The following is an 11,229-nucleotide window of genomic DNA, read 5'->3' as shown; positions in this document are numbered from 1 at the left end:
CCGGTTCCGAAGCCCCGGACAGCACCGGGGCCCCCGACCACAGCCCCGACCCGGCCGGGTCGCAGGGCGGCACCTCCAAGGGCGCCGGGCACGTCGCCCCGCAGGCGCCGGGGGTACGGCCCGGGGCGCAGCGCAGCGGGCAGCCGTCGGCGAGCCCCTCCGGGTCGGCGTCGCCGAGTGCGTCGTCCTCGCCCAGCGCCTCCGCGTCGACCAGCGCCTCGGCCCCGGCGGGCACCACCACCGTGCCGACCCGCAGCACCTCGCACCGGCCCCCCAGCCGGACGCCCACCGCGGCCCCCAGCACCGAGGCACCGCCCAGCCCCACTCCGACGCCGACGCCGGACCCGTCGCCCACCTGCAAGTCGCACATCCTGTGGTGGTGCGCGGGCTGACCCGGGTGCCCCGTCCGGGCGGCTTGCGGCGCGCCCGGACGGGGAAAGGTCAGTGCCGGGGGGTTCCCCTTCCGCGACCGAGGAGTGTGCAGCCGATGCCCGAGCCCGAGGGCGCCGCCCTGGCGGCGGTACGTGCCCGCCGCGACGAACTGCGGGCGCGTCATCTGAAGCCGCCGGCCGAGCGGCCGGCGACCACCGCGCGCGGGGTGCACCATGTGGCCTTCATCTGCCGCGACGTGGAGGAGACCATCCGCTTCTACCAGGACGTCCTGGGCTTCCCCCTGGTCGAGCTGGTGGAGAACCGCGACTACCAGGGCTCCAGCCACTTCTTCTTCGACCTGGGGCACGGCAACCTGCTGGGCTTCTTCGACTTCCCCGGCCATGACCACCCGGAGTTCACGGAGACCCTGGGCGGTCTGCAGCACCTGGCGATCTCGGTGGACGGCGAGCAGTTCGCCGCGGCCCGTACCCGGCTGGAGGCCGCCGGGGTCGCGGTGCTCGGCCCCGACCGCGGTGTGGACGACAGCCTCTATCTGCGCGACCCCAACGGGGTCAACGTCGAGCTGTTCCACGAGCGGCTGGGCGTCTTCGAGGGCAGTCGGATCATCGAGGGCTGAGCCCCGCGGGGGACCGGGCGGGCCGCCGCCCGTCGCCCGCGCCGGAGGAGCGTCAGCCGCCCGCCGCGGGGAGGTGGGCGGTGGCCAGGACGGTGCCACCGGCGGAGAGCAGCCGCACCGCGATGGCATCCGGGCCCGCCGGATAGCCGGCGCCCCAGGAGCCGTAGCCGTCCCGCAGCGGGAAGGTCCCGACGGACACGGTGGAGCCGTCGCTGCGCTGCACGGTGCACCGGACCGGTCCGGGGACGCCGTCCGCGTCCACGGACATGAAGAGCCACGGCGAGGGGCCGCCGTGCACATAGACCCGGCCCAGCACCCGCCCGTCCGCCATCAGCTGCCCGGAGCGCAGCTGGGTCTGCGCCGCCGCCGGGACGACGGTCCGCGTCGCCGTACCCTCGGCGCTGCCCAGCGCCCAGCCGCCCGCGCCGGTCGCCAGCGCCGCCACCGCCGCCGCGGCCACCAGCACCAGCCGCCGCCTGCGGCGCAGCCGCTGGACGGGCCGCAGGGACGGGCCCAGCCGGGCCATCACCCGGTCCTCGAAGCCGACCGGCGGCTCCGCGCCGGGGACCAGGGACAGCAGCGCGTCCCCGGCCAGGGTCAGCCGGTGCACCTCCGCCCGGCAGCGGGCGCAGCCGTCCAGGTGCGCCACCGCCGCCGCCCGCTCACGGGCGGGCAGCACCCCCAGCGACAGCTCCGCGCCCAGCTCATGGAGCTGGAAGCAGGTCATTCCGCAGCACTCACCCATGGCCGACCTCCCGCCCCGGGGCGAGCGCGGTCCGCAGCTTCCCCATCGCCGTCCTGATCCGGGTCTTGGCGGTGCCCACCGGGACGCCCTCGGTCTCCGCCACCTGACGTGCCGTCATCCCGTATATCCCCGCCATCACCAGGGCCCGGGCCTGCTCCCTGGGCAGCTCCGCCACCGCCGACCGGAGCTGCGCCGACTCCTCGTCGGCGATCGCCCGCCGCTCGGGGGTGTCGGTGACGGCCTCCAGCAGGGCGATCAGGTCCTCCGGGTCGACCGGGGTGGAGTGCCGGGCGCGCACCATGTCGATCGCCAGATTGTGGGCGATCGCCGACAGCCAGGTGGGTACCGACCCGCGGCGGGAGTCGTAGACCTGGGCGTGCCGGCAGGCCCGCTCGAAGGTCTGCTGGGCAACGTCCTCGGCCAGCTGCACATCGCCCACCACGGCGATCGCCACCCCGAAGACCCGGCGCTGGAACCGTCTGACGAACGCCACGGCCACCTCCGGGTCGCCCGCCATCAGACCCGCCAGCAGTGCGTCGTCCGGCAGGCGCTCCAGTGGCAGCCCCATCCTGTGCATACCCCCCATACGTAGCACCGGCCCCGGGGGATTGCGCATCCCCCCGCCGCCTCCGCTCCGTAACCACCCCATTGCCGTACAGCAGCGAACGGCCCCGTCCGCCGCCCGGTACCCCGGTCCGTCCGCGCCCCGGGACGGACGGTGCCCGGAGCGCATTGACCCGGCGATCATCAGGGCCCAGGATTCGGTGCAGACCGCGGCGCCGGCGCCGCGCACCCCGGTCCCCGAGGAAACGAGCCCATGGAACTGGACGCCGACGTCATCGTCATCGGAGCGGGCCTGTCGGGTCTGGTCGCCACCGCGGAACTCGCCGCCGCAGGACGCCGGGTGGTGGTGCTCGACCAGGAGCCGGCCGCCTCCCTGGGCGGTCAGGCGCACTGGTCCTTCGGCGGCCTCTTCCTGGTGGACTCGCCCGAGCAGCGCCGGATGCGGATCCATGACTCACATGAGCTCGCCTGGCAGGACTGGCTGGGCAGCGCCGGCTTCGACCGGGACGAGGACCACTGGCCCCGCCGGTGGGCCGAGGCGTACGTGGACTTCGCCGCGGGGGAGAAGCGCTCCTGGCTGCGGGGGCTCGGGGTGCGCTTCTTCCCCGTCGTCGGCTGGGCGGAGCGCGGCGGCTACACCGGCACCGGTCACGGCAACTCCGTGCCGCGCTTCCACATTGTCTGGGGCACCGGCCCGGGTGTCGTGGAGCCCTTCGCCCGCCGGGTGCGGGAGGCCGCGGCGCGCGGCACGGTCCAGCTGCGCTTCCGCCACCGGGTCACCGGCCTCACCCGTACCCGCGGCGTCGTCGACGGCGTCCGCGGCGAGGTGCTCGCGCCGAGCGGCGCCGAGCGGGGCACGGCCAGCTCGCGGGAGGTCGTCGGCGACTTCCAGCTGCGGGCCCAGGCCGTGGTGGTCACCTCCGGGGGCATCGGCGGCAACCACGACCTGGTACGCGCCCAGTGGCCCGAGCGGCTGGGCAGCCCGCCGGCCCGGATGCTCTCCGGGGTGCCCGCCCATGTCGACGGCCTGATGCTGGGCATCGCCGAGCAGGCCGGGGCCAGCCACATCAACCGCGACCGGATGTGGCACTACACCGAGGGCATCGAGAACTGGGACTCCATCTGGTACCGGCACGGGATCCGCATCCTGCCCGGCCCCTCCTCGCTCTGGGTGGACGCCCTGGGACGGCGGCTGCCCTCGCCGCTCTTCCCCGGCTTCGACACCCTGGGCACCCTCGAGCACATCATGACCACGGGGCACGACCACACCTGGTTCGTCCTCACCCAGAAGATCATCGAGAAGGAGTTCGCCCTCTCCGGCTCCGAGCAGAACCCCGACCTCACCGGACGGTCCATACGCGAGGTCCTGCGCCGCGCCCTGCCCGGCGCCCCCGGCCCGGTGGAGGCCTTCAAGCAGCACGGCGCCGACTTCGTGGTCGCCCGGGACGTCGCCGAACTGGTCCGCGGCATGAACCGGGTCACCGGCCGGGACCTGATCGACGAGGCCGCGCTGCGCCGCGAGATCGCCGCCCGCGACCACGCCCTGGACAACGCCTTCACCAAGGACATGCAGCTCACCGCCGTCCGCGGCGCCCGCCACTACCTCGGCGACAAGCTCATCCGGGTCGCCGCCCCGCACCGGCTGCTGGACCCCAAGGCCGGCCCGCTGATCGCCGTACGCCTCGGCATCCTGACCCGCAAGTCCCTCGGCGGCCTGGAGACCGACCTGGACGGCCGGGTGCTGCGCCCCGACGGCCAGGTGCTGCCGGGGCTGTGGGCCGCGGGGGAGGCGGCGGGCTTCGGCGGCGGCGGGATGCACGGCTACCGCTCCCTGGAGGGGACGTTCCTCGGCGGCTGCCTCTTCTCGGGACGCACCGCCGGGCGGGCCGTGGCCGCCGCCACCGCCTGAGTCGCCACTGCCTGAGCCGCCACTGCCTGAGTCGTCCCTGCCTGAGCCGCCCCGCGCCTGAGTCGCCACCGGCCCGCGGTCCTGCCGGTTGCGACCTCAACCAGACGTCACCGCAGGACTGGTGACGGTACGTCAGCGCTCGGTGACGACGCCGTCCGCGACCTCGATCCGGCGAGTGGTGTGCACCGCGTCCAGCATCCGCCGGTCGTGCGTCACCAGCAGCAGCGTGCCCGGGAAGGACGCCAGCGCCGACTCCAGCTGCTCGATGGCGGGCAGGTCCAGATGGTTGGTCGGCTCGTCCAGCACCAGCAGGTTCACCCCGCGCGCCTGCAGCAGCGCCAACGCCGCCCGGGTCCGCTCCCCGGGGGAGAGGGTCGCCGCGGAGCGCAGCACATGATGGGCCTTCAGGCCGAACTTGGCGAGCAGGGTCCGCACCTCCGCGGGCGTCAAGTCCGGCACCGCCGCACCGAACGCGTCCAGCAGCGACTCCGCGCCCAGGAACAGCCCCCGGGCCTGGTCCACCTCGCCCACCACCACACCCGGGCCCAGCGACGCCTGCCCCGCGTCCAGCGGCAGCCGGCCCAGCAGCGCCGCCAGCAGCGTGGACTTGCCCGAGCCGTTGGCCCCCGTGATCGCGACCCGGTCCGCCCAGTCGATCTGCAGATCCACCGGCCCGAAGGCGAACGACCCCCGCCGCACCTCCGCCCCGCGCAGGGTGGCCACCACCGCACCGGCCCTGGGCGCCACGGCGATCTCCATCCGCAGCTCCCACTCCTTGCGGGGCTCCTCCACCACGTCCAGCCGCTCGATCAGCCGCTCGGTCTGCCGGGCCTTGGCGGCCTGCTTCTCGGTGGACTCGGTGCGGAACTTGCGCCCGATCTTGTCGTTGTCGGACGCCTTGCGGCGGGCGTTCTTGACGCCCTTCTCCATCCACGACCGCTGGGTGCGCGCCCGGGCCTCAAGACCGGCGCGGGTGTCCGCGTACTCCTCGTACTCCTCACGGGCATGGCGGCGGGCGACCTCCCGCTCCTCCAGGTACGACGCATAGCCGCCGCCGTAGCTGCGGATCTGCTGCTGGGCGAGGTCCAGCTCCACCACCCGGTCGACCGTACGGGCCAGGAACTCCCGGTCATGGCTCACCACCACGACACCGGCCCGCAGCCCGGCGACGAACGACTCCAGGCGGGCCAGCCCGTCCAGGTCCAGGTCGTTGGTGGGCTCGTCCAGCAGGAAGACGTCATACCGGCTGAGCAGCAGCGAGGCCAGGCCCGCCCGGGCCGCCTGACCGCCGGACAGCGAGGTCATCGGCTGTTCCAGGCCGACCTTCAGGCCCAGCGAGCCGGCGACCTCCTCGGCGCGCTCCTCCAGGTCCGCGCCGCCCAGGTCGAGCCAGCGCTCCAGCCCCACCGCATAGGCGTCGTCCGCCCCCGGCGCCGCGTCGACCAGCGCCTGGGTGGCCTCGTCCAGGGCCAGTTGCGCCGCCGCCACGCCCGTACGGCGGGCCAGGAACTCCCGCACCGACTCACCGGGGCGGCGCTCGGGCTCCTGCGGAAGGTGGCCGATGTTGGCCGTCGGCGGGCTCAGCCGCAGGGTGCCCTGGCCGGGTCTGTCCAGCCCCGCGAGCATCCGCAGCAGGGTGGACTTCCCCGCCCCGTTGGCGCCGACCAGGCCCACCACGTCGCCGGGGGCGACGACCAGGTCCAGTCCGGAGAAGAGCGGGCGGTCGCCGTGGCCGGCGGCGAGGTCCTTGGCGACGAGAGTGGCAGTCATCAGACCGCAGATCCTATCGGCCCACCACGCCCGCACCGATCGTCTGCTGCCCGGACCAGGACGGCGACCGGAGCGGTCAGGACGGCCCGGCGAGCGCGAGGGCCGCGGCGCGGTCCAGGGCGGCGCCGCCGGCGTAGGCGGCGGCGAAGCCCTCCGCCCCCAGCAGCCGCTCCGCCCCGGCCGCCACCCGGGCGACGTCCGGGTCGCCGGCGACGGCCGCGCCGCGCAGTACGGTCGCCGCGCCCAGCAGCGCCGCAGCCCGCTCGCCGTCCCCCTCCAGCAGTGCGACCCCGGCCATGCCCTCCACGGCCACGGCAGCCAGGACGAGGTTGGGGTGCTCCAGGGCGGCGGCCAGTGCCGCGGCGTGCCGGGAGCGGGCCCCGGCGGCGTCCCCCTCGGCCTCCGCGACCCGGCCGAGTGCGGCCTGCAGCCGCGACCGGACGAACGCGGTGCCGAAGCCGGGCTCGGAACAGGCCGCCAGCGCCGGCTCCAGCAGCCGCCGGGCCTCCTGCGGATCGCCGCCCAGCCGGGCCAGTTCGCCCAGTCCGTGCCGGGCGTCCGCCTGCCGGGAGGCGGAACCGGCCCGCCGTGCCGCCTCCGCGGCCCGCCCGAAGTCGGTCCGGGCCGCGTCGTGGTCGCCGGAGCGCAGCAGGGCCTCGGCCCGGCGACAGAGCATGTCGGCGTGGTCCTCCACGGCGCCCAGCTGCCGGGACAGTTCCACCGCCTCGTCCATCAGGGCCAGCGACGCGTCCCACTCGCCCCGCCACCCGGCGACCATGGCGAGCTGGTCCAGGACGTTGATCACACCCCAGCGGTCGCCGACCGAGCGGAAGTCCGTCAGCGCCTGCCGGAACAGCGGCTCGGCGCCCTCCGTGTCGCCGCCGAAGAGCAGCGGGAACCCCGTGCCGACCCCGGCCAGTCCGCGGCTCCAGGGGTCGGTCAGGTCGAAGAGGTGCTCCGCGGACCGCACGGGCTGGTCCCGGACGTCGGGGGGTCCGGCGGAGAGGGCCCAGATGACCAGGGTGGTGGGCTGCCGGGGCGGGCCGTCCATCCGCTCCAGCAGCAGTGTCGCCACCCGTTCCCGCACCGGGCGCGGGGCCTCGCCGAGCCCGGCGGAGGCCAGCAGGCAGAGCGCGTACTCCTCCTCCAGGCCCGCAGGCGGCTCGGTGCCCACCGACAGAAGCAGCGCCGCGGCGGGCCCGGCCGCCTCCCGGCGGAGCCCGCGCAGCCACCAGTACCAGGAGAGCGCCGCCAGCAGCCGCAGCGCCGTCTCCGGCTCCGCCTGGACCGACCAGTTCAGTGCCGCCTGCAGATTGCCGTGCTCGGCGTCCAGCCGGGCAAGCCACTCCAGCTGCTCGGAGCAGCGCAGCCGGGGCTCCGCGGCGACCGCCAGGCCGAGGAAGCAGTCGGCGTGGGCGCGGCGCAGCTCCTCCTCCTCGCCCGCGTCCGCGAGCCGCTCCGCACAGAACGCCCGGATGGTGTCGAGCATCCTGAACCGCCCCCCGGCCTGCTCCACCAGGGACTTGTCCACCAGGTCCGCGAGCAGCTCCTCCACCTCGCCGCCGGGCAGCCCGCACACCGCGGCGGCCGTCTCCAGCGTCAGGCCGCCCGCGAACACCGTCAGCCGCCGGGCCAGCATCTGCTCGGCCGCCGAGAGCAGCTCCCAGCTCCACTCCACCACGGCCCGCAGCGTCTGGTGTCGCGGTGCGGCGGTGCGGTCGCCCCGCGACAGCAACCGGAACCGGTCGTCGAGCCGGGCGGCGACCTCCGCGACGGTGAGCGCCCGCAGCCGGGCCGCGGCCAGCTCGATGGCCAGCGGCAGCCCGTCCAGCGCGGTGCAGATCCGCAGGACCTCCGCCGCGTGGGCCGCGTCGAGCCGGAAACCCGGCCTGACCGCGGCCGCCCGGTCGGCGAGGAGCCGCACCGCCGGACTGTCCAGCACCGCCGCGGCGGGAGCGCCCGCGGGGGGCAGCCCCAGCCGCGGCACCGGGCAGAGGGTCTCCCCGGTGATGCCCAGCGCCTCCCGGCTCGTGGCCAGCACGCGCAGCCCGGGGCAGGCCGCGAGCAGCCGGTGGGCGAGCCGGGCGACATCGCTCACCAGGTGCTCGCAGTTGTCGAGCACCAGCAGCGTCCGGCGGCCGCTGAGGGCCGCGACGAGCCGGGTGGTCAGATCGACCGTCCGGCCGCCGGCCTCGGGAGCGGACGGCAGTACGGTCTCCCGGACGCCCAGGGCCGCCGCGACGGCCTGCGGAACGGCCGAGCCCCCGGACAACGGGGCCAGCTCGACGAAGCAGACGTCGCCCTGCTCCCGGCCGCACGCCTCCAGGGCGAGCCGGGTCTTGCCCGCACCGCCGGGGCCGGTCAGGGTGACCAGCCGGGCGGCGCCCAGCAGGTCGGCGATCCGGGTGAGTTCCTCCTCGCGGCCCACAAAACTGGTGAGCGGGGCCGGCAGCCCGGGGCGGGTGCCGGAACGGGGCGCGGGGGTGAGGGAGGGCTCCGCCCGCAGCACGGCCAGCTGGACCGCGGTCAGCTCGGCCGACGGGTCCGCGCCCAGTTCCTCGGCCAGGATCCGCCGGGCCTCGTCGTACACCCCCAGCGCCTCGGCCTGCCGGCCGCAGCCGTACAGCGCCCGCATCAGCTGGCCCCGCAGCCGCTCCCGCAGCGGGTGGGCGGTCACCAGCTGCTGCAGCTCGGGGATCAGGGAGTGGTGCTCGCCCAGCGCGAGTTCGGCCTCGATCCGGTCGGCGACGGCGGCCACCCGCAGCTCCTCCAGGCCGGCGGCCGGAGCCCCGGCGAAGGGGGAGTCGCGCAGGTCGGCCAGTGCCGGGCCCCGCCACAGTTCCAGGGCCGAACGCAGCAGCGCGGCGGCCCCGGCGTGGTGTCCCGCGGTGAGGGCCTCCTGCCCCTCGCGGACCAGCCGCTCGAAGCGGTGCGCATCGACGTCCTCGGGGTCGACCGCCAGCCGGTAGCCGGCCGGGTGCGACTCCACCAGGCTCCCGGCGCCGTCCGCGGCGCGCAGCCCCCGGCGCAGCCGGGAGACCTGCGACTGCAGGGCGTTGGCCGCGCCGCCCGGGGGTTCCTCCCCGTACAGGCCGTCGATCAGCGCCTCCGCGGTGACCAGCCGGCCCGGGGCCAGCAGCAGCTGGGCGAGCAGCGCCCGCACCCGGGGCCCGCCGACCGCCAACGCGGTGCCGTCCGGACCGCGTACCTCCGTGGGGCCCAGGATCCCGAAGAACATGTGGGCGATTCTCTCCCACGACGATCAGCGGGCGGGACAGTTTTCCGTCCGCCAGCGGGGGAATCCGGGCCTTATGGTGCAGTTCGGATACACAATGTTGACCGAGCAGGCCGGCCCCCGCGACCTGGTGGACCATGTGGTCCGCGCCGAGCAGGCCGGCTTCGACTTCTCCGTGATCTCCGACCACTACTTCCCGTGGCTGGACGTCCAGGGCCACGCACCCTACGCGTGGAGCGTGCTCGGGGCGGCCGCGTGGGCCACCAGCCGGATCCCGCTGATGACCTATGTGACCTGCCCGACCATGCGCTACCACCCGGCGGTGGTCGCGCAGAAGGCCGCCACCGTGCAGCTGCTCTCAGGGGGCCGCTTCCGGCTGGGGCTGGGCTCGGGGGAGAACCTCAACGAGCATGTGGTCGGCGGCGGCTGGCCACCGGTGGACGTACGCCACGAGATGCTGGAGGAGGCCCTGGAGGTCATCCGGGCGCTCTTCGCCGGAGGCTATGTCAACCACCACGGGACGCACTTCGACGTGGAGTCCGCCCGGCTCTGGGACCTGCCCGACCCCCCGCCGCCGATCGGCGTCGCGGTCTCCGGCGAGCAGTCCTGCTCCCTCGCGGGACGGCTGGCCGACCTGGTGATCGCCACCGAGCCGGACGGCGCACTGCTGGACGCCTTCGCCCGGCACGGCGGGAAGGGCAAACCCCGCGTCGGGCAGCTGCCGATCAGCTACGACCCCGACCCGGACACCGCCGTGGCGCGCGCCCACGAGCAGTTCCGCTGGTTCGCCGGCGGCTGGAAGGTCAACTCGGAGCTGCCCGGCACCGCGGGGTTCGCCTCCGCCTCGCAGTACGTCCGCCCGGAGGACGTGGCCGCGGCCATCCCCTGCGGCTCCGACCCGCAGCTCTTCGTGGACGCGGTACGGCCCTATGCCGAAGCCGGATTCACCGAGGTGGCCCTGGTGCAGGTGGGCGGCGACGCCCAGTACCCGTTCCTGGACTGGGCCGAGAAGTCGCTGCTCCCCGCGCTGCGGGAGCTGTGAGCAGAACCCGTTGGAGGAGAGAGCAGATGGACGAAGCCGCAACCGTCGGTGTCGACGCCGGACAGCTCGACGAGAGCGTGCTGATGCACGAACTGGAGCAGATCCACCGCACCCGCCACGACGCCCTGCTGCACGGTTCCGCCGAGGCGCTGGACCGGCACACCACCCGCATGGCGGAGCTGGAGGAGGAGTACCTGCGCCGCCACCCGCAGCGCCAGGTCACCGCCGGCCGCACCCGTCTCGGCGCCCGCGCCCGCACCCACGCGGGAGGAATGGACCCGGACGCGCTCCGCGGCCTGTCCTGATCGGTCCCCGCACCACCCGGTCCCGGGCCCTGGTCGGCAGGGCCCGGGGCCGGGTGCCGTCCCAGGCCGTGCCACCGGCGGCCGGGTGCCGTCCAGGGGCGGGGGACCCGGCGGCGCGGCGCCCCGGCGTCGGCCGTACGGGTGCCCTGCCGGACGCCGTCGCATGAAGGCCGGGGCCCCGGGTACCGCCCCGGGCTACCGCCGTCAGACCAGCGGCGGACACCCGACTCCACCCCTGGAGGACCCATGTCCCAGCTCAGCCCGATCGACCTGCAGAAGGCCCTGGCCGGCGTCGACTACCCCGCCGACCGCGAGCAGCTGGCCCAGCAGGCCCGCGCCAACCGCGCGGACAGCGGCCTGATCGATCGCATCTCCCGGCTCGACCAGTCGACGTTCCAGAGCCCCGCAGAGGTCAGCAAGGCCCTGTTCAAGCACGCCTGACCGCCTGTCCCCGCCCCGCCGACGGCGGGGCGGGGGTGGTCGTCCAGGGCCGGCGGGCTCCATCCCGGACCGCCCGCCCTCGGACGGCCCCGGACCGCCCTCGGCGGAGGTGTCCGCTCCCTCCGCACCGGCGCTCCGCGGGGCCCCGCCGCGTCGCAGCCGGTCCCCTCCCCAGGCCCGCACCCCGCCCCTGTCCCTTATCCACATCT

At 75.5% G+C, this 11,229-nt stretch carries 9 protein-coding genes and 1 pseudogene; 5 read left to right on the top strand and 5 right to left on the bottom strand.

All coding sequences use genetic code 11. The features are described 5' to 3' along the window. Positions 1–370: pseudogene (locus AOK09_RS33375) on the bottom strand (hypothetical protein); the annotation flags it as partial. Positions 371–487: 117 nt separating this feature from the next. On the opposite strand from AOK09_RS33375, the gene AOK09_RS33370 reads away from it, so the two are divergent. Then, positions 488–1,009, top strand: a complete 522-nt coding sequence (locus AOK09_RS33370) for a VOC family protein (protein WP_055590967.1) — start codon at positions 488–490, stop codon at positions 1,007–1,009. A gap of 52 nt (positions 1,010–1,061) precedes the next feature. On the opposite strand, the gene AOK09_RS33365 is transcribed toward AOK09_RS33370, so the two are convergent. Both AOK09_RS33365 and AOK09_RS33360 read right to left on the bottom strand, forming a co-directional pair. Next, positions 1,062–1,736, bottom strand: coding sequence for a hypothetical protein (locus AOK09_RS33365; RefSeq protein WP_055590966.1), 675 nt, complete (start codon positions 1,734–1,736; stop codon positions 1,062–1,064). 10 nt (positions 1,737–1,746) lie between these two features. Next, positions 1,747–2,331 (bottom strand): RNA polymerase sigma factor, encoded by a 585-nt coding sequence (locus AOK09_RS33360; protein WP_055590965.1) that lies wholly within the window; start codon positions 2,329–2,331, stop codon positions 1,747–1,749. A 240-nt stretch (positions 2,332–2,571) separates the two neighbouring features. Between AOK09_RS33360 and AOK09_RS33355 the strand changes: the two genes are divergently transcribed. Further along, positions 2,572–4,227 carry an FAD-binding dehydrogenase gene (locus AOK09_RS33355; RefSeq protein ID WP_055590964.1) on the top strand — a complete coding sequence of 552 codons (1,656 nt, stop codon included), beginning with the start codon at positions 2,572–2,574 and terminating at the stop codon, positions 4,225–4,227. Between the two features lie 132 nt (positions 4,228–4,359). Here AOK09_RS33355 and AOK09_RS33350 read toward each other — a convergent pair whose 3' ends face one another. Together AOK09_RS33350 and AOK09_RS33345 are read right to left on the bottom strand one after the other, a co-directional pair. Next, entirely contained in the window at positions 4,360–5,997 is a 1,638-nt protein-coding gene (locus AOK09_RS33350; RefSeq protein WP_055590963.1) for an ABC-F family ATP-binding cassette domain-containing protein, read from the bottom strand. 76 nt (positions 5,998–6,073) lie between these two features. Beyond that, entirely contained in the window at positions 6,074–9,235 is a 3,162-nt protein-coding gene (locus AOK09_RS33345) for a BTAD domain-containing putative transcriptional regulator (RefSeq protein ID WP_055590962.1), read from the bottom strand. Positions 9,236–9,308: 73 nt separating this feature from the next. Here AOK09_RS33345 and AOK09_RS33340 point away from each other — a divergent pair, with 73 nt between their 5' ends. The 3 genes from AOK09_RS33340 to AOK09_RS33330 all read left to right on the top strand — a co-directional run bounded on the left by AOK09_RS33340 (position 9,309) and on the right by AOK09_RS33330 (position 11,020). Further along, entirely contained in the window at positions 9,309–10,274 is a 966-nt protein-coding gene (locus AOK09_RS33340) for an LLM class F420-dependent oxidoreductase (protein ID WP_055590961.1), read from the top strand. A gap of 26 nt (positions 10,275–10,300) precedes the next feature. After that, positions 10,301–10,579: a DUF6158 family protein gene (locus AOK09_RS33335; protein WP_055590960.1), complete on the top strand. Its 279-nt coding sequence runs from the start codon at positions 10,301–10,303 to the stop codon at positions 10,577–10,579. Between the two features lie 246 nt (positions 10,580–10,825). Then, entirely contained in the window at positions 10,826–11,020 is a 195-nt protein-coding gene (locus AOK09_RS33330) for a DUF2795 domain-containing protein (protein ID WP_055590959.1), read from the top strand. Positions 11,021–11,229: the final 209 nt, after the last annotated feature.

It is taken from the genome of Peterkaempfera griseoplana, from assembly GCF_001418575.1.
Taxonomy (GTDB): Bacteria; Actinomycetota; Actinomycetes; order Streptomycetales; family Streptomycetaceae; genus Peterkaempfera; species Peterkaempfera griseoplana.
This window is presented reverse-complemented; position numbering and strand designations above follow the sequence as displayed.